This window comes from Pseudoalteromonas sp. NH0006-46, assembly GCF_057547735.1.
This window is the reverse complement of the sequence record NZ_BAAJML010000011.1, coordinates 88,129-106,685: the sequence shown is the minus strand read 5'-3', so window position 1 is coordinate 106,685 and position 18,557 is coordinate 88,129. Positions and strand designations below refer to the sequence as shown.

The following is an 18,557-nucleotide window of genomic DNA, read 5'->3' as shown; positions in this document are numbered from 1 at the left end:
TGTGTCTTATTTTTGTCAATCTTTGGTCACTTTTTCTTCATTAAAACGTCCTTTATTAGTCATATGTATTTTCTATAGTGCAGCGGTTACTTATTTGAGGTTTTAGCTTCAAGCAAAAATAACCACTACATAATGGGAATAATAAAGGATGAAAATTAAAAAAGTCGCTGCGGCGGTTGGGCTAACATTTATGTTAAGCGCCGCTAGCCATGCCAATGTGTTACCACAAAGCCAAACAGATAATAACTGGTATACAAACGCACAAACTACGTTAGCTACTAAAAATACTCAGGCACAAAGTGCACAAGTTACAAAAGCAAAAAACGTGATTTTATTTGTGGGTGACGGCATGGGTATTTCTACCCTAACGGCAGCACGTATTTTAAAAGGCCAACGAGCAGGTAACCCAGGTGAAGAAGGCTATTTAAGCTTTGAAGAATTTCCATACTCTGCGCAAGTTAAAACCTACAACGTAGATGCGCAAACCCCCGATTCTGCCGGCACAATGACCGCAATGATCTCAGGTGTTAAAACCGATGTAGGTGTAATCGGTGTAGACGAAGATATTGAACGTGGTGTGTGTTCAACGGTTGCAGGGAACGAGCTTTTAACGGCAACAGAACTGGCTGAAATTAAAGGCCTAGCAACAGGTGTTATTTCTACTGCGCGTATTACCCATGCAACGCCAGCGGCAACGTATGCTAAATCGGCAGACCGCAACTGGGAAGATATTTCAGATATGCCAGAGGGCTCAGAAGGCTGTGAAGATATTGCCTCACAGCTAGTTAATTTTGAAAAAAATCTAGAAGCGCGCTTTTTAGGCACCGACGTAGACGGCCTAGATTTTGTAATGGGCGGCGGTCGTCGTCACTTTTTACCAAAAGATGCTGCGGCTAATTCAAGTGACGCAGTAAGTGCTGTTGAAGGCGACCGCACCGATGAGCGTAACCTAGTTACCGAGTGGCAAGCACAATACCCCGATGCAACGTATGTGATGGACCAAGCAGGGTTTGATGCCATTGCTGATGACGCCACTAAAGTATTTGGTTTATTTAACGAATCGCACATGCAGTACGAAGCTGACCGCGCAAACGACGTGGCAGGCGAGCCGTCACTTACCGAAATGACCACAAAAGCGATTGATGTACTGGGTAAAAACGATAATGGCTTTTTCTTAACGGTTGAGTCGGGCCGAATTGACCACGCACATCACGCGGGTAACGCTTACAACGCACTTAACGACACCATTGAATTTGCCAATGCAGTGCAAGCGGCAATCGATAATACCAACCCAGAAGAAACCCTTATTTTAGTGACTGCCGATCACAGCCATGTATTTACTATTGCAGGTTACCCTAAACGCGGTAACCCAATTTTAGGTCAAGTAGTTGCTGTAGGCCAAACAGCGCCAAGCCTTGCTGCCGATGACATGCCATACACTACAGTAGGTTATGCAAACGGACTGGGTTTTAGAGACCTAGGTGATGAAACAAACGCTGATGCAGCGTACTTAAGCGGCCCAGTCGCAGGGCGTGTTGAGCTAAACGGCGTTGACACAACAACCCCTGGTTTTCACCAAGAAACCACTGTACCTCTTGGCTCTGAAACACATGCTGGTGAAGATATTTCACTGCACGCTAAAGGCCCAGGTGCGCAACTTGCTCAAGGTGTAATTGAGCAAAACGTTGTATTTCATCTAATTAACCAAGCTCTTGAATTAACTCAGCAATAATGGCGGCGAACATGAAAAAATTAACAGTACTTTCTTTAGCAGTAATGGTCGCGCTAGCGGGTTGTTCAAGTGATGATGATAAAAGTGATAACAACATTATCGCAGTAGACAACGCCATAGCCGTGGGCTCAACGCAATGTATTAATGGCGGTGTAGAAACCCAAGTGGGCGTAGATACAAACGAAAATGGCGTGCTTGATAGCGACGAAGTTAATTCATCTAACCTAGTGTGTAATGCGCCGGCAACGTCGCTAACTACAGAGCAATTAGCTAATCTTACAGGTAACGCATGGTATAGCGACGCGCAAACTAAGTTATCAGCAACACAGCAAGCTAATACCGAGGTGGTTACTGAGTCGGGCAAAGCTAAAAACGTAATTTTATTTGTCGGCGACGGCATGGGCATTTCTACCGTTACTGCTGCACGAATTTTAGCAGGCCAGCTTGAAGGCGGCATGGGTGAAGACTACCAACTTAGCTTTGAAACCATGCCTTACTCAGGCTTTGTTAAAACGTACAACGTAGATGCACAAACACCTGATTCAGCAGGCACAATGACGGCTATGGTGTCAGGTGTTAAAACCGATGTAGGCGTCATTGGTGTAGACGAAGACATTGAGCGCGGTATTTGTTCAACCGTTGCAGGTAACGAACTGGTCACCTCGCTTGAGCTTGCTGAAATAGCAGGTAAAGCAACCGGCCTTATTTCAACGGCACGTATTACTCACGCAACCCCTGCGGCAACGTATGCTAAATCGGCTGATCGTAACTGGGAAGATAACTCAGATATGCCAGCAGGTTCAGATGCTTGTGAAGACATTGCATCGCAACTTGTTAACTTTGAAGCGAACCTAGAGGCACGTTTTGCAGGTATTGATGTAGATGGCATAGACGTAGTAATGGGCGGCGGTCGTCGTCACTTTTTACCAAAAGATGCCGCGGCTAATTCAAGCGATGCAATCAGCGCGGTTGAAGGGGATCGTACCGATGGTCGTAACCTAGTCACCGAGTGGCAAGCTGCTTACCCAAGCGGCAACTACGTAATGGACCAAGCAGGGTTTGATGCTATTAGCGACGATGCTACCAAGGTATTTGGTTTATTTAACGAATCCCACATGCAATACGAAGCCGATCGAGCAAACGATGTCGCGGGCGAACCGTCGCTTTCGCAAATGACCGAAAAAGCAATTAACGTGCTTAATAACAACGATAAGGGCTTTTTCTTATCGGTAGAAGCAGGACGTATTGACCACGCGCACCACGCAGGCAATGCATACAACGCGCTTAACGATACTATTGAATTTGCTAAAGCCGTTAAGGCCGCAATGGACAACACTAACCCAGAAGAAACCTTAATTGTGGTGACTGCTGATCACAGCCATGTATTTACCATTGCAGGCTACCCAAAACGTGGTAACCCAATACTAGGTAAAGTAGTTGCAGTAGGTCAAACCGAGCCAAGTCTTGCAGCCGACGACATGCCCTACACCACGGTAGGTTACACTAATGGTTTAGGCTACAGAGACTTAGGTGATGAAACCAATGCCGACGCCTCATACTTAGCTGCGCCGGTTACAGGACGTGTTGATTTAACAAATGTTGATACAACCACTCCGGGCTTTCACCAAGAGTCATTAGTACCACTTAGTTCAGAAACTCACGCAGGTGAAGATGTAGGTGTATACGCAATGGGCCCAGGTGCACATTTAGTAACAGGCACAAACGAGCAAAGCTTTTTATTCCATGTAATGGACTTTGCGGCTGATTTAGTTAAAACAGCTGACGAAACAGTGGCTCAGTAAGTAGAGCCCATTAAAAGCCCGTATTATTTTGCGGGCTTTTTTGTGTCATAAAAATGCCACTGTTAGTGGGTATGTTATGGCAATAACAGTGACGTTAAATACAGAGAACTTCATGAAAACAGCATTATCACTATTCGCAACCATGTTGCTTACAACACTTACAACACTTACAACACTTACAAGCACCAGCGCACTTGCCACACAGTGCAACCTAAATAGCCAGTATTTAAAAGCAGACTACACAATTACTAATACCCACAAAAACAAGAAAAGTAGCCAGTTGCTTACACTTTGGCGCAATAACCAGCAAGTAGCACATCAGAGCGATGTAACCACTGAACTGTGGCAGCATTTAGCCAATAAACAAATTCGCCCAATACGTTATTTTAATGCCCAACAACGCGGAATTGAGTATCAGCCATCAGAGGTACGTGGCGTACAAAATTGGAGTGCTAAAAACCAGCTGGTGGATAACCACTTAATTGAAAAAATGACTCTTAAAAAAACGCAAGGCACAGGCTGTGATGAAGTAAAAAACTACACCTACCAAGAGGGTGAAAATATCTATGGGCTTGCTTTTTATAGCCAAACTCAGCTTGTTAAATCATTTACTGTAAACAACACAAAAAACCAAACAATGACGTTATTAAGCTTAAATAAGGTCAGCTACAACAAGCAGCAAGTTACTTCGCAATTTGCTCAGTGGGACCGCTTTCAAACTACTGACTACGCCGACATTGGCGATAACGAAAACGACCCGTTTTTAGCAAAAATGATCAACCTAGGTTTTATAGAACACGGCGCAACAGGGTTTTATAACCAGCAAGGTGAAGCGATTCAAGGTGGGCACCACCATTAGGTTTTAGCTGGACTTTAGCGACATAGGCTTCGTCATATGCCGTAAAACGAGCTTGCTGTATTTAGATTAAATTTAATTTACTTTAAATCAGCAAGCTATAGTGGGCGACTAACCGCCCTGTAAAATAAAATGATTTTAAAATACTTCCGCAAAATAATACCTCGAATAACAGTCTCTTCTTATAAATAAGTAGCTACTTACAGCCAAATATTTTTAGTTGGCAATAACTTACGCTATTTGATATTAATATAAGTCTACGCAATAGGGACGTTACATAAATGCCTCTCAACAAAACTGTTATATTGGACTTAAATGCGAGCACTTTTAGTTATATGTTTTTTCTGGTCTAACTCATTATTCGCCTGCGGCGATGATGAACTAGGTCAACTCGCATCTTTTGCAAAAATAAATGAAGACTATAGCGTAGGTAACGTTGCAGGCTATGATGTATATGTACCTGAAATATTTAAGAGTTATTATTTAACGTCATTCACTCTAGTGATAAAAGATACTTTTTTAGCAGACTTAAACTTTACTGAAGCTAATAGTTATGAAGGTTATTACAGCGTTTTTTTTCAAGTTAATCCTGAAGAATTAGATTTACTAAATATAGTACTCGGTTACTCAACAACACAAGACAAAAAAGGAATAGTGATGTGTGGTGAAAGAATACAGTTAAATTTAAAAGAGTTGCTCAGAGCAAATCGGCCAGAAGCGATCATAGCAATACCACCGCCGTTAAAATAAAAATTATTGTTCTTTTTTTACAACGTCGCTCAGAAAGTTTGAAGTAGCTTGGTTGAGTTTTTACGGCGCTTTAATTGTTCGCAATGTTTGAACAAGGTTAGGAGTTATTTTTAATGGCAAAGTATATGTTTAGTCTTTTATTTGTTTTATTACTATCTGGTTGTGATTTTGAAGTACCTGGAGCCGATGAAAGGTTTGGTACGCAAAACTTTGTATCTGCTATTTCTCTCATTGAACTACATAAAACCCGCAATGGCGTATATCCAAACACTTTAGCCGAACTGGATTTTTTAGGTGATTGGGATGGTATTTGGTTGTCCGCTGTTGAATATGAAAAAAATGATGACGGCTACAATTTATACCTTGAGAGAGGATGGGCTGGTAAGCCCTCATTAGAGTTTCCTGAGAGGTTCAAGCAAGGTTTAGGTATTAAAAAAACCAATATTACATGGGTAAAAAACTAATTACCAAAGTTGAAACATTTGCCTATAAGGGGGTTGCGTTGAGAATTCGTATTATGAATTTTATTGAGAAATCTAACCAGGTATTACTATTCATTGCCGCGATAGTTGTAATTTTTGCTATTGGTAAGAGCCTTATTAGTGATCTTTTTAAAAGTGGCTATTCTGCGCCTAAGGTTCAGGTGATAGAACATAGCGCAGCCTTTGATGAAGAACCAAAGTTACAAAAAAATTATATTGGTCAAATCAAAGATGTTCACATTTTAGAAATCACATCTGACAAAATAATAAATCAAAAGCCTTACAGGGCTAATGCTGAGATTATTGTTACCTCAGCACTGAGCTTGAGTCGTAATGCAGTAAATTTAATGTTTACTAAAACTGGCCAGAAAAATAAAGTGTTATTCAAGAATAACGGATTGATCGTAGGCTTTTCTCCGGTTCAATTAAAAGAAACCAGTTACCAAAGCGTTTTAAGTAAAAATATTTACTCAGTTGTACAAAACGATACAAACAAAGATGGCTTTTTAAATAGTGAAGATAAAAAAGAGCTATTCGTTTCTGAATACGATGGCTCAGGCTTAAAATCCATTATGGATAATATTGAGGGCTATCAGTTGATTAGTAATAATACGGCCTTAATTTATACCAAGGCGGAGAGTGAAACACTTTATTATATTTTTGATGTACTATCAGGTGAGTTAGTTAAGCTTGATACACGCTTGTAGTTAGTAATTAACTTAAACACACAACCTAATTATGCGCTAAAGGCGTTCTATATGGACATGACAATGCTCAAATCTTTTACTGTTACTAAAAAGAATTATACCGACTATGCTGATTTTATAATAAAAAAGTTGTGTGCGCCTAAAGATAATAAAAGTTTAGGGTTTATAAAAAATGTGATTGCATGGTGTGTGCTAACCGTTGTTTTTATGACTTTTTTTCAGGTTGAGTCTATTCGCCTTTCTGACTTTCATTGGCCAAGTGGATTAATTGTAGCAGTGCCATTTTTAATATTGATTATTGTATTTTTATACAATAATCATAAGATAAAAAAGCAATCAATCCCCAATGAAAATGGTGTAATGATTGGCAATAAAACAATTGAGTTTCAGGCTGATGGTATTTGCGAAACTAATCATCTAGGACGTTACTTTTATAAATGGCAAGCCGTTGAAGCGATAGAAGAAAATAAAGGCGACTTATATATATTTGTAGACAAGCTATTGGCTTTAATAATCCCCGCGAGTGCTTTTACAAGCGAAGCCGAAAAAGAAGAACTAAAAGCTTTAATTAAAGCCCATATCTAGTCATGCGTTACTTTATGAGTACTTACAAAGCTTTAGCGCTTATTTTAATGCTTATACCTATTTCATCAATAGGAAGTGAAAAACAAGCTAACACTACCGATGAACAACGAGATAAGTATCTTGAGCATAGAGCTGCTTGGGAGAAAATGCTAAAAGAGCGCTATGAGAATGAGTTAAAGCACAACCCACCAATACCGCCTTGGATTAAGTTTCCAGATTACCACCCAAGCGAAATTTTTTGGAGAATGGGGGAAGGCGAAAGCTACATAAGTGACTATGTCTCTACCTATTTTCAATACGCCTCTAAGGCTGAAATAAATGCTTATAAGATTAAATATCCTGAACACTCAGATTGGCTAGGAATATATAAGCGTTTTGAACATTAGCTAAAGTAAGGCTATGTTTTTAGGTAGCTTATTTGAGTACGGTATTTATTAAAAGTGCTATTAACTCATGCTAATAGCACATATCAATTTTTAGACACTACTCTAAATGAGTATCATCAGGCTTCTTAGGCCTATCGGCGAGCTCTGTAAGGCCGTCTTCACAGTCGCCGTGTTCACAGGTATTTAAATCGCTTTGTGCTTGCCTGTCTTGTTGTAATACCTGTTTTAAATCTTCCATACGTTGGCGCACGGCTACCCCGTAGCTTGCATCGTCGCCCCACAGTTCAGCAAGTTGTACAACCGCAGCGCGGTCGTGTTCTCTAAACAGCTTACCGGCGCGCTCGGCGTCTTGCTTGTTGTTTCCTAGTAGCTCGAGTGCTTCTACGGCTAAGTTAATAGCTGAGTCGACGGTTTCGCGGTTAAACGCATCTACTTTTAAATTAAGTAATTTGTATGCGTGGCGACGGTCTATTGCGCGGGCAACAATTTTTAATTGTGGGTAGTTTTTGTGGGCAAGCTCAATTATTTCAATGGTTTTATCTGGATCATCAATGGCAACAACCAGCATTTGTGCGGTGTGCGCGCCTGCGGCTTCAAGGAGTTCTTGGCGGGCGGCGTCACCATAAAATACGGTATTACCAAAGCGGCGTAGTAATTCTATTTGGCTAGGACTGTGATCGAGTACGGTAATTTCGTAGCCTTGTGCATGTAATAAACGCCCCATAATTTGTCCAAAACGTCCGTAGCCCGCAATAATAACGTGCTTAGCTGTGCTAATTTGCTCTGGCTTGTCGAACTCTGGCGCACTGGTATGGCTGCGCTTTTCGAGTTGTTCGTACACCATTAACAATAGCGGAGCCACTAACATTGATACAGCAACAACAAGGGTCACTAACCCTGTTTGTGCTGGCGTTAAAATAGCCAGTGTTGTGGTTACGCTTAACAATACAAAAGCAAATTCGCCGCCTTGTGCAAGGGCTAATGCAAACAGTAATCGCTGTTTTTTACTAATATTAAAGGTGATGGCAAGGGCATATAAAATACAGGCTTTTACTACAATAAGTAACGCAACAAGTGCGATAACAGTTGAAAACTCATTAGCCAATAACTCAAAGTTGATAGAGGCGCCCACGGTTATAAAAAACAACCCCAAAAGTAGCCCTTTAAAAGGTTCTATATCGGCTTCGAGCTCGTGTCTAAATTCACTTTCGGCAAGGACTACACCCGCTAAAAATGTACCTAATGCAGGTGAAAGCCCAATACTTTGCATAACAAGGGCAATAGCCACCACTAAAAACAGTGCAAAAATAGTGAATATTTCACGCATGTGGGTTTTAGCTATGTACCTAAATAACGGGGCCGATACGTATTTACCACCGGCAATAATGGCAGCAATCACACCTATCGATACAGCAACTTGTTGCCACACAGGCCAGTTGGCAATGATAGAATGGCTTATTTCTTTAGAGCTACTTGGTGGGGCAAAGGCGAGTAATGGCAACATCGCCAAAATTGGAATAATGGCAATGTCTTGAAATAATAATACCGAGAATGCATTTTGGCCGGCTTCGCGCTTTAGCCAGCCTTTTTCCTCAAGGCTTTGCAGCACAATAGCGGTTGACGACAACGCAAGCATTAAGCCAATAGCGAGTGCTGTTTGCCACTGCATGGTAAACACCCAATAACAAAATGCAAAAATAACGGCGGCAGTTAGCACTACTTGTAGGCCACCGAGCCCTAAAATAGAGTGGCGAAGTTTCCATAAGCGAGAGGGTTGTAGTTCAAGGCCAACTAAAAATAGCATCATTACTACGCCAAACTCAGCGAAATGCATTACATCGGTTTGATCTCCCACCACCCCTAATGCGAAGGGGCCAATGAGTATGCCGGCAATTAAGTAACCCAGAACCGAACCAAGACCAACTCGCTTGGCAATAGGAACTGCCACAATAGCCGCAGCTAAGTATATTAACGCTATTTCTAACACATGCTTACCTTATTAAAGTTTAGACAATTAGCATGGCTTAGGTACGTTTAAAATACAATGAGTTACTCAGTCAAATTGCTTTAACTGAATGATAAAATTTATTGCAATGTGCTTAAATAAAGCACTTAAATGACCGAATTGCTGTTACTGTAACGTTTAAAACAAAACTAAAAACTTTGCTACTAGGACGAGCTATATTTTATGATTTCGCTAAATAATGTGTTTTTTACACGCCAAGATGGTGGCTTGAAACGACAAATAATTAATGATTTATCGTTAACTATTTCACCTGCTGCGCACATTGCCTTACTCGGTGATAGTGGCTCGGGTAAAACAACATTATTAAATTTATTAGCCGGTTTACTGTCTCCAGATGCTGGAACTATTACGGTTAATGAGCAAAAAATTAGTGAATTGAGTGCCAGTGAACTTGCGCTTTATCGGCGTAAAATAGGGATTATTTTTCAGCATTACCAATTACTCAGCCCGTTAAATGTGAAAGACAATATGTGTTTTCAAGCAAGGCTTAACGGGTTATCGCCGAGCGACGATGAAGTAAATACAATGGCTAAAAAACTGGGTTTAGAAGGCAAGCTTACAGCAATGCCTGAGCAACTCTCTGGTGGCGAGCAGCAACGAGTAGGCATAGGTCGTGCGCTATTAAATAAGCCTAAGCTATTATTGGCCGATGAACCTACGGGCAACCTTGATGCCGCTCGCTCACTCGATATCGTTACGCTACTAAAAAGCCTGTGCGAAGAGCAACAAATAATACTTATTATGGTCACTCATAGTCAGCGATTGGCCGATCAGTTTTCTACGCAATTGTTTTTAAAAGATGGCCAAATTAATGGCTGAACTTAAACTTATTTTAATAACGTATATGCAGTTTTATCGCCGTCATGTAGGGCTGTTATTACTGTTTTTCATTGGTTTTAGTTTAGGCGCGGCGCTACTTACTGCAATACAGGGCTTAAATTTAGAGGCCGGTAAGCGCTATCAACAAACCACAGCATTAATTGCAAACCCAGTAACGCATTTTGTACGCCCCGTATTAGGCGAAAACAGGTTGCCCAACAGTATGTGGTCGCGCATTAGAGCAGCTGGCTTTACGCAGGTTCAACCGGTTTTAGAAGGCGTAATTGAAACCGATACGCAGCAAAAACTCGCGCTTAGGGGCGTCAATTTATTACAGTGGCTTACACAAAATACCAGCGGCTCAGCATCAACAACCAACAATCGTTATTCAGGGTTTGAACAGCTACTAAATACTGTTTATATCGATCCTAAATTAATGCAGCGGCTAAATTTAAAAAACAGCCGTATTAATATAAACATGGGCGATGCCACACGCACGTTAGCGGTAAGCGAGTTACAAGGTTTAGGCATGACCATGCTGGTGGATATTAGCCTTGCCGACAAGTTACTGCGCGCAAATGGGGTAATTAGTTACTTTGAAGTAAGTGGCTTAAATAATAAACAAACAGCCCAATTAAAGGTATTGTTAGGCGATCAAGCACGCCTTGAAGCTGCGCAAGAGCAGGCTTTTGATGCGCTCTCTGAGGCTTTTTTCTTTAATTTACAAGCGCTGGCTTTGTTAGGTTATGTGGTGGGTGCGTTTTTAAGTTTTAATGCAATTAAGCTGGCGTACAATGCGCGCGCTCACTTGCAGCAGCAAATGTGGGTGCTGGGTTGTCAAAGGTCAGTGTTAATTAAGGCGCTGGTTATTGAATTAGCGGTGCTTAGTTTTTTTGCGGCTGTGTTAGGTGCGATATTAGGCGCGGCACTAGCAAACGCCTTGGTTATGGATGTATCGGCGACTCTTAGAGGGCTTTACCAGCTAGATAGAAGCTTTGTAGTAAATCTTGATAGCAGCATGATTGCTAGCGGTTTTACACTTAATATTGTTGTTTTGTTGGGGTTTTTAGCCAGTCAATCGGCTCGATTAAGTACTTTTTTAACGCGTATTAAATGGCTAATGTTTGCGTTAGCTATTTTTGCAGCCAGCTACTTAGCGTTAACGGCAAATACCAAAATAAGCGCCTTATTGCTGTGTGTTTGTGTGCTACTCCTCTTTTTTGTTATTACGCCACCGGTAGTTAAAGCCGTTTTTAAACTGCCATGGCCAACACAAAACCCTATTATTCAGTGGTTAAAAGCCGACAGCCTAGTGCAATTACCCGCATTACTAAGCTCGGTGCTCGCTATTTTAATGGCGATGGGGGCCGCCGTAGGTATGCAAATTATGGTTGGCAGTTTTAGCGACACCTTAGATACACACCTTGAAAAACGCCTAAGCGCCGATTTATACGTAAGGCCCGATCAAAACATTCAAGCGTTAGGGGCTAAATTGCGTGAACTCCCAGAGGTTGAAAAAGTAGGCGTATATTGGTCAGCTAACAGTGAGCTTAACACACCTAAAAATACGATAGCTGTTGATGTTATGGCATTTGGTGCAACGGCCAGCAATAACCAACACCTTACTTTGTTAAACAATAAAGCACCTACATCTGCAGTATTTGAAAAAAACAAAAACGGGGTGGTGGGTTGCTTAGTGAACGAACCCGCCTTGCTGCAGTATTCGCTTACAGTCGGTGATGTAATAACCCTAAAACAGCATATTAATACACTAACGTGCCAAGTACGCGCTGCCTATTTTGATTACGGCGAGCAAGGGTTAAATGTAGTAGTCACTACAGCAGCATTATTGAGTAGCAGCTTAAACTACACTGAGTATGGTTTATCGCTTTGGTTAAAGCCTAATACTGACGTTGACGCCATGGCCGAATATATTCAAAAGCAGCACCAATTAGATAGCCAACAAGTCATTGCTAATCAGCAGTTTAAACGCTTTGCAAAACAGTTATTTGGTAAAACTTTTTATGTTACTCAGGCGCTTAATATTTTCATTATGCTGATTGCATTATTTGGCATGTGGGTGAGCTTTTTAACTTTAGGGCGGGGGCAATTACAGCCCATGGCGGTATTGCAAACGCTGGGTGTCACCCAGCAGCAATTATTGGGGGCAAAAGTACTGCAAGCTGCACTTATTATTTTAACCACCTTGTTATTAGCTATACCACTGGGGCTTAGCCTTGGATGGGTACTACTAACCTACGTCATGCCAATTGCCTTTGGTTGGACCATGGCCATGACCGTTAATTGGCTACAGTTAGGTGGCTTTACGGTGCTTATGTTTATGTTAGCTTTATTTGTGAGCGCGTTACCGCTAATAAAATTAACGCGAAGCGCCGTTGCCGATAATGTTGCCAAGCTATAGGACTTACATGAATATACTCAAAGTAGCTGTTACCTTTATTTTTATTGGCGCATTAAGCGCATGTCAGCCCGAAGTAGAGCAAGTAAATCAAAATAAACCAATGCATAGCGGGTTTGCGCAACAATTTGGTGAGCCTGTAAATAAACGCCAAGGGCTGAGCTTTCCACGCGATCATGGGGCGCATCATCAACAAGGAATTGAATGGTGGTACGTAACTGCTAATTTAAAAGCAGATAATGGCAATACCTTTGGTGTGCAATGGACTTTATTTAGGCTCTCGGTTGATGAGCAAAACACACAAACAGAACCATCACCTTGGTGGAATGGGCAGCTTTACTTTGCTCACTTTGCAATACAAACCGATTCACAGCACCAGGCGTTTGAAAAGTACGGTCGATCGGGACAAGTAAATATAACAGCGCAGCCATTTGAAGCTCGCCTAGATGATTGGCAGCTAGCAAGTAAGGAGGCAACATTTTTACCGCTTAGCTTAAAGGCGCAGCAGGAAAATTACAGTGCTAACCTAGTGCTGGCCAATAGCCCACTTGTGAAACATGGCGAGCAAGGTTATAGCCAAAAAACTCACCAGGGGCATGCCTCTTACTATTACAGCTATCCGTTTTTACACGCTAAAGGCGACATCACATTTGCAGGTAAAACTTTTAAAGTAACTGGAGATGCTTGGTTAGACAGAGAGTGGTCGTCGGCGCTAATCGATCCTACCCAAAATGGTTGGGACTGGTTTAGCATTCAGGCTGATGATAAAAAACAGGGGGGCTTAATGGCATTTTGTATTCGTAATGGTCAACAAAGTTATGATTACTGTAGTGCATCGCACATTACACAAAGTGGAATTGTGCGCGCTATTGCAAATGACGACGTGACTTTACAGGTATTAAAAACATCTGAGCTCACAGCCCAAACAACGCCCAGTAGTAAAACCTATCCAGTTAAGTGGCAGCTCAAGGTTAAAGGGTTTGAGCCAATTATAATTGAAGCGCGTAACCCCGATTCACGAAATCAATTGAGCATTCCCTACTGGGAGGGGCGAATTAAAACCCAAGGCGGGTTTAAAGGTAAAGGTTATGCAGAGTTAGTTGGTTATTAGCGGGCTATAAAATGGCTTTCAAAAAGAAATGCACTTAAGCCAAGGCTAAGTGCATTTTATTATTCACAGTTCAGGTTATTTAAACCTGAGGTTGATATACTCGCGTTTATTGGTCGAATTTTACAGGGCCGTTAATATTATCAATACTTACATCGCCCGAACCCGCTTCTGTAATTGTTAACCCTTTAGCATGATTAACGCGAATACTACCCGAACCATCTTCAATGGTAACGCTTGCATCAACATGTTCAATGGTTAAGTCGCCCGAGTTATCTTCAACGTCTACAGCGCCATTAATATGTTGTATTGTTATGCTGCCCGAGCCGTCTTCAACGGTTAATGTACCACGTACATTGCTTACACTCATATCGCCTGATCCATCATCAATATTTGCATTTCCATTCACGTTATTAATAGTAATGCTGCCCGAACCATCGTTAAGATCTAGGTTACCAGTGATGCTTTGAAGAGAAATATCGCCCGAGCCGTCGTCTATGTTTAGGTTTTTAGCGCCATTGATTGATAAGCTGCCAGAGCCATCTTTTACATCAATATTATTTTTCATGGCGTTAATAGTGATGTCGCCCGAGCCGTCATCAATATCTAGCATAAGGTTGTTAGGTACGGTGACCACTAAATCAATACTTGGCGATTGACCGCTGTAAAAGCTAATTCCATTATTACTTGTATTTTGGGCAACAAGCTTTGCTTTAGTGCCACTTTGATCGAGTGTGAGTTCGTATTCATCGTCTATGTCGGCTGTGTAAATAGTGGCGTCAACACTAATACTGGTTGCTGTTGATGAGCCTGTTATTTTAAGTGAGCCTGCGCCGCTTAGTACGTCTAGGTATTCAAGATTATTGCTAGGTAGTGTTAGTTGTTGTGTTTGTTTTACCGACGCAACGCTTGGCGAAATATGAAACACGCAGCCACTTAATAATAAAATACCACTAATTAGTGAAAGTGGTTTAGCAATGGTAGATACAGTTGATGAGCTCATGGTTAGTCCTTTTAATGTGACATTATTAGTTAATATAACAAGACTAGAGCAAAAATGGGGCCTAAATTTAAGTGTTTGTTTTATAATGAATTTAGTTTTTTGTTGAAAATTAAAAGACTAATTAATGGTTAAAATTACTAATTATTAATAAAAAGGATGCATAAAGCATCCTTTTCGTTTTAAACGTCAGTTTTAATTAAAAACTGTAGGTAATGTTACCGTATAAAAAGCGGCCATCTAAACTGTATGGTGCATACGGTGTGTATGGGAATATTTGGCTAAAGGTAGAGTAACCAATATTATCGACCGTGGCTTGCGGGTATTGGTCAAATAAGTTGTTGGCACCGAGTGCAAATTTCCATTCATCATTAGGGCGATACGCAACTTCTAAATCGGTTATCCATTTAGCGTCTAGGTATTCATCACGATCGGCGGTAGTAGAAATATCGGCAACTTCACCATAACGTGTTGCACGCAAAGTTGTTTGCCATTCGTTAAAGTTCCACACTGCCGACAGGTTCCATTTGTTGTCTGGTGTGCCTTCTTCAAAACGACCCACTTCACGACGTGCAAATACAACATAGTCGTCACCTAATGAGTTTAATTGCTCAGGGTTATCGTCAACGTGTGTTACTTCGGTGTCGTTAAAGTTAGCTGCTGCGTTTAAGCGCACGTCGCCAAAGTTATCTAGCTGTAGTAGGTAAGTTGCAACAATGTCTACGCCTTGTGTGCGCGAGTCGATGGCGTTGGTAAAGTAACGCACGCTTTCGGTATTTAACTCACCAGCATCCGCTAAAATTTGTTGTACTGCGACACCGCTTAAGTTTTCCGAGAGCACAATACGGTCATCAATATCAATACGGTAGGCATCAACCGTTAAGCTAAAGTTACCTTGGGTGTATACAAAACCAGCTGTTAAATTAACTGAGTCTTCAGCGTCTAACTGTTTTGCGCCAAGGGCTTGTGCTGCTGGTGCATCTGTTGGGAATAGGCCCACTTCAAACGCTTGGTTGTTCTCAAGTACAGTAGAAATTTGACGGTACGAGCTCTGTGCAAGCGATGGCGCACGGAAACCTGTGCTAATTGCCCCACGTAGCGACAGGTTTTCGTTAACGCTGTAACGTGTTGCAAGCTTTGAGGTAAAAGTGTTACCAAAGTCGCTGTAATCTTCGTAGCGGCTTGCTAAAACCATGTTCCAATTTTCAGTTAGGTAGGTGTCAAACTCAACAAATAGTGCAACGTTATGACGGCTTTCATCGGTTACGCTTTCTGGGCCAAAACCCGAAAGCACTTGTGCGCCACCGGCTGCAATTGGGTTGCCATTGCTATCAAGGGCAGTAATGTATGAGGCTTCCTCACCTTGTTCTATTTTATAGCTTTCGTGGCGGTATTCAGCACCTAGAGTAAAAAATACGTCGTCAGGTAACCCTAAATCAAGGGTTGTGCTGGCATCACCATTGACTATAAATTGGTCATAAACTAATGCGCCGTTATCAAATTCGGTGGGGCTGATGGCGCCCAGAGACGTATTTAAGCTATTTACAACACCTAGTGCAAAATCGTTTCGACCGTAGTTGGTACTTACATCCCATGTCCAGTCACCCGTTTCACCTTCTAAGCCTAGGGCTAATGAGTAGTCTTCAACATCGGTTTCAATTTGCGGTAAAAAGCCATCTGGGTAAAGTGCTAATACGTTACGGCTGTCTTGTGAACGACGGTAAAAACCACCTGAGTTACCTTCTCGTTTTGAGTAGCTACCAAAAGAATACAGGTTTAGGCTGTTATCTAGCTCGTAACCCATATTGTAAAATAAAGCGTAATCTTCTAAGTCTGCTTTACCAAAACGATGGTTGTAACGATCAATAGTAAATTCGCGCGGATCTAGGCTGCCATCGTCAAGGCGGCTGTATTGTTCACGAGGGTCAAAGCCAGAGCGTTGTGTTGGGCTGTTATCGCGGTATTCAATCGATACGTTTACAAAACCGCTGTCTGATAATGCAAATCCAGAGTTAGCGCTAATAGTGCGTGTTGTGCCATCGCTAATTTCGCGGTCATCACCTAGGTTAAATGCAAGATCGCCGTTTGCATCTGCGTAGGTGCTTTCTAAGTTAGGTGCGCCTGCCATTTGTGTGTCGTATTCACCATAGGTTAAGCTTACACTGCCGCCTTCAGAGGCGTCTTTTAAAACAATATTAATCACCCCGGCAATGGCATCTGAGCCGTATTGCGCTGCGGCACCATCGCGAAGTACTTCTACGCGCTTAATGGCTGATGTAGGGATCATGTTTAAATCTACCGCGGTAGAGCCCCTGCCTACAACACCCGCTAAGTTTAAAAGCGCACCAGAGTGACGACGTTTACCATTGATAAGCACTAAAGTGTGATCGGGCGCTAAGCCGCGCAGTACAGCAGGTTTTGCGTGATCTGTTCCATCACCTAAAGTGGCACTTGGAAAGTTAAAGCTGGGTACTTGGTTAGCAAGAACCTGGCTGATTTCAAGTTGACCTGTGCTTGCCATGTCGCTGCTAGTAATAATATCTACAGGCACTGAGCTTTCAGCAATACTTCGCAAACTACGGCGAGTCCCTGTTACTGAGATTACTTCGATATTCTCTTGTGCTTGGGTATCTTGTTCTGCTGCATTAGCTGTAACGAAAGAGCTGCTAAGTGCAGAGGTTACGGCCAAGCTAAGTGCTAATTTATTGGCTGATAAACGCTTAAAAGTCATGAATGTTCCTTAAGAACGTCGTTGTTTTGGTGAGTTTGAAAAAGGAGCGAATCATATAGAAGCGCTCAGCTACGTGCAAAGATAAAAACCATCTATGTTATTCACGTTTTTAATAAGTAAGGCCACTGTTTACGTACGTTATAGACGATTAGATCGTTACTGTTGTAATCTTGTGGCGAATGGTGACGAAATCAATAAAAGTAAAAGAGAGATTGCAAAAAAAGTGATAGGCAGAAAAAAGCCAAGTTAAAAACTTGGCTTAAAAATATGTTTAAATGAGTGCCTAAATACTTACTCAGGCGCTACTTCAAGCGTTGTAAATAAAGCATAACGACCCGAATCTACGCCTTTTTCCTTCACATCAACTTCGGTTGCGGTTTCTATTAAATAAACACCAGGTGCGTTCCATGTTGTTGTAAAAAAGCCGTTTTTATCGGTGATTACTTTTACTTCGCCACGTTCGTTACGGTAGCGAGTATCGCCTCTTAAAATATTAACTTCAATGCCTTCGCCTGCTGGTTTTCCGTCTTGTAGTAACTGAAAACGCGCTTGCTCACCAACAAATAAGTCATTTGGGTGTGTAGGGCCACTTAGCTCTAAGCCTAAACCTAATAGGGCTGGCTTAGATGTACCGTTGCGGCTTACAAAGGTATCGACTGTTGAAATAACTTTAGTGGTGCGCACGCCTTGAGCGTTGCTAGGTAATTTAGCATCTGTTTTTTTACCAAATACACGCTTGCGTTTACCTTCTTCGTCTTTATAGAAGGTCATGTACATTGGCTTTTGTGTCATTGCAATGTGGTAGGTGCCTTGCTCAGTTAAGCTTATTGCTGCTGAACTTTTACGTTTTAAGTAATAAGCACGAATAGTGTCGCTAACAGGCTCGCCATTTGGCATAAGTGCCATTAGTAATGTGTCGTCCCATTGGGCGTCTTTTTCTTTTGGCTTAAAGGCTTTGTCGGGTGCAAACATTTCGTTAGAAATGCTGGCATCAATCATTACGTAATGCGCTTTATCGCCAGAAAGTGAGGTGTGTGATGGCAATAACCAACGGCCATGTGCGCTGGCTGAAGTAGATACCAGCGCTGATAAACTAAGTGCGCCAATTAATGCTGTTTTTAATAAATTAATTTTCATTTTTCTTTCCTTTAAAT

Annotated in this window: 15 protein-coding genes; 11 read left to right on the top strand and 4 right to left on the bottom strand. The window is 41.7% G+C overall.

Features of this window, described 5'->3' with window-relative positions; all coding sequences use genetic code 11:
* The first annotated feature begins 148 nt into the window (after positions 1-148).
* The 8 genes from AC27I2_RS17570 (at position 149) to AC27I2_RS17535 (ending at position 7,300) form a co-directional block, all read left to right on the top strand.
* On the top strand, positions 149-1,732 hold the full coding sequence (locus AC27I2_RS17570) for an alkaline phosphatase (protein ID WP_487205023.1): 1,584 nt from the start codon (positions 149-151) through the stop codon (positions 1,730-1,732).
* 11 nt (positions 1,733-1,743) lie between these two features.
* Positions 1,744-3,534 carry an alkaline phosphatase gene (locus tag AC27I2_RS17565; protein WP_487205022.1) on the top strand — a complete coding sequence of 597 codons (1,791 nt, stop codon included), beginning with the start codon at positions 1,744-1,746 and terminating at the stop codon, positions 3,532-3,534.
* Between the two features lie 112 nt (positions 3,535-3,646).
* Positions 3,647-4,393, top strand: a complete 747-nt coding sequence (locus AC27I2_RS17560) for a hypothetical protein (protein WP_487205021.1) — start codon at positions 3,647-3,649, stop codon at positions 4,391-4,393.
* A 312-nt stretch (positions 4,394-4,705) separates the two neighbouring features.
* A complete protein-coding gene (locus AC27I2_RS17555) occupies positions 4,706-5,140 on the top strand; it encodes a hypothetical protein (RefSeq protein ID WP_487205020.1) in 435 nt (144 codons plus the stop codon).
* A gap of 113 nt (positions 5,141-5,253) precedes the next feature.
* Positions 5,254-5,604 (top strand): hypothetical protein, encoded by a 351-nt coding sequence (locus AC27I2_RS17550; RefSeq protein ID WP_487205019.1) that lies wholly within the window; start codon positions 5,254-5,256, stop codon positions 5,602-5,604.
* Complete coding sequence (locus AC27I2_RS17545; protein ID WP_487205018.1) at positions 5,589-6,329, top strand: hypothetical protein; 741 nt, start codon at positions 5,589-5,591, stop codon at positions 6,327-6,329. The genes AC27I2_RS17550 and AC27I2_RS17545 overlap by 16 nt, the downstream gene beginning before the upstream one ends.
* A 63-nt stretch (positions 6,330-6,392) precedes the next feature.
* Positions 6,393-6,914: a YcxB family protein gene (locus AC27I2_RS17540; protein WP_219422883.1), complete on the top strand. Its 522-nt coding sequence runs from the start codon at positions 6,393-6,395 to the stop codon at positions 6,912-6,914.
* Between the two features lie 14 nt (positions 6,915-6,928).
* Positions 6,929-7,300 (top strand): hypothetical protein, encoded by a 372-nt coding sequence (locus tag AC27I2_RS17535; protein ID WP_219422882.1) that lies wholly within the window; start codon positions 6,929-6,931, stop codon positions 7,298-7,300.
* Positions 7,301-7,397: 97 nt separating this feature from the next.
* Here the strand turns inward: AC27I2_RS17535 and AC27I2_RS17530 are convergent, their stop codons facing one another.
* On the bottom strand, positions 7,398-9,287 hold the full coding sequence (locus tag AC27I2_RS17530; RefSeq protein WP_487205017.1) for a monovalent cation:proton antiporter-2 (CPA2) family protein: 1,890 nt from the start codon (positions 9,285-9,287) through the stop codon (positions 7,398-7,400).
* 201 nt (positions 9,288-9,488) lie between these two features.
* On the opposite strand from AC27I2_RS17530, the gene AC27I2_RS17525 reads away from it, so the two are divergent.
* From AC27I2_RS17525 to AC27I2_RS17515, 3 genes are read left to right on the top strand one after another with little or no spacing between them, the layout of a single operon-like run.
* Positions 9,489-10,145, top strand: coding sequence for an ABC transporter ATP-binding protein (locus AC27I2_RS17525; RefSeq protein WP_487205016.1), 657 nt, complete (start codon positions 9,489-9,491; stop codon positions 10,143-10,145).
* Positions 10,138-12,567, top strand: coding sequence for an FtsX-like permease family protein (locus AC27I2_RS17520; protein WP_487205015.1), 2,430 nt, complete (start codon positions 10,138-10,140; stop codon positions 12,565-12,567). Before AC27I2_RS17525 ends, AC27I2_RS17520 begins: the two co-directional genes overlap by 8 nt.
* A 7-nt stretch (positions 12,568-12,574) precedes the next feature.
* Positions 12,575-13,675: a lipocalin-like domain-containing protein gene (locus AC27I2_RS17515; protein ID WP_487205014.1), complete on the top strand. Its 1,101-nt coding sequence runs from the start codon at positions 12,575-12,577 to the stop codon at positions 13,673-13,675.
* A gap of 106 nt (positions 13,676-13,781) precedes the next feature.
* On the opposite strand, the gene AC27I2_RS17510 is transcribed toward AC27I2_RS17515, so the two are convergent.
* The 3 genes from AC27I2_RS17510 to AC27I2_RS17500 all read right to left on the bottom strand — a co-directional run bounded on the left by AC27I2_RS17510 (position 13,782) and on the right by AC27I2_RS17500 (position 18,540).
* Positions 13,782-14,675, bottom strand: coding sequence for a DUF4097 family beta strand repeat-containing protein (locus tag AC27I2_RS17510; protein ID WP_487205013.1), 894 nt, complete (start codon positions 14,673-14,675; stop codon positions 13,782-13,784).
* 196 nt (positions 14,676-14,871) lie between these two features.
* The gene (locus AC27I2_RS17505) at positions 14,872-17,403 is read right to left on the bottom strand and encodes a TonB-dependent receptor plug domain-containing protein (protein ID WP_487205012.1); all 2,532 of its coding nucleotides are present in this window, start codon (positions 17,401-17,403) and stop codon (positions 14,872-14,874) included.
* Positions 17,404-17,694: 291 nt separating this feature from the next.
* Positions 17,695-18,540, bottom strand: a complete 846-nt coding sequence (locus tag AC27I2_RS17500; RefSeq protein WP_487205011.1) for a DUF4198 domain-containing protein — start codon at positions 18,538-18,540, stop codon at positions 17,695-17,697.
* Positions 18,541-18,557: the final 17 nt, after the last annotated feature.

Excerpts from the sequence above, each read along its gene's own strand:
- AC27I2_RS17570 (WP_487205023.1), top strand. The coding sequence starts at position 149 with ATGAAAATTAAAAAAGTCGCTGCGGCGGTTGGGCTAACATTTATGTTA.
- AC27I2_RS17565 (WP_487205022.1), top strand. The coding sequence starts at position 1,744 with ATGAAAAAATTAACAGTACTTTCTTTAGCAGTAATGGTCGCGCTAGCG.
- AC27I2_RS17560 (WP_487205021.1), top strand. The coding sequence starts at position 3,647 with ATGAAAACAGCATTATCACTATTCGCAACCATGTTGCTTACAACACTT.
- AC27I2_RS17555 (WP_487205020.1), top strand. The coding sequence starts at position 4,706 with ATGCGAGCACTTTTAGTTATATGTTTTTTCTGGTCTAACTCATTATTC.
- AC27I2_RS17550 (WP_487205019.1), top strand. The coding sequence starts at position 5,254 with ATGGCAAAGTATATGTTTAGTCTTTTATTTGTTTTATTACTATCTGGT.
- AC27I2_RS17545 (WP_487205018.1), top strand. The coding sequence starts at position 5,589 with ATGGGTAAAAAACTAATTACCAAAGTTGAAACATTTGCCTATAAGGGG.
- AC27I2_RS17540 (WP_219422883.1), top strand. The coding sequence starts at position 6,393 with ATGCTCAAATCTTTTACTGTTACTAAAAAGAATTATACCGACTATGCT.
- AC27I2_RS17535 (WP_219422882.1), top strand. The coding sequence starts at position 6,929 with ATGAGTACTTACAAAGCTTTAGCGCTTATTTTAATGCTTATACCTATT.
- AC27I2_RS17525 (WP_487205016.1), top strand. The coding sequence starts at position 9,489 with ATGATTTCGCTAAATAATGTGTTTTTTACACGCCAAGATGGTGGCTTG.
- AC27I2_RS17520 (WP_487205015.1), top strand. The coding sequence starts at position 10,138 with ATGGCTGAACTTAAACTTATTTTAATAACGTATATGCAGTTTTATCGC.
- AC27I2_RS17515 (WP_487205014.1), top strand. The coding sequence starts at position 12,575 with ATGAATATACTCAAAGTAGCTGTTACCTTTATTTTTATTGGCGCATTA.
- AC27I2_RS17510 (WP_487205013.1), bottom strand. The coding sequence starts at position 14,675 with ATGAGCTCATCAACTGTATCTACCATTGCTAAACCACTTTCACTAATT.
- AC27I2_RS17505 (WP_487205012.1), bottom strand. The coding sequence starts at position 17,403 with ATGACTTTTAAGCGTTTATCAGCCAATAAATTAGCACTTAGCTTGGCC.
- AC27I2_RS17500 (WP_487205011.1), bottom strand. The coding sequence starts at position 18,540 with ATGAAAATTAATTTATTAAAAACAGCATTAATTGGCGCACTTAGTTTA.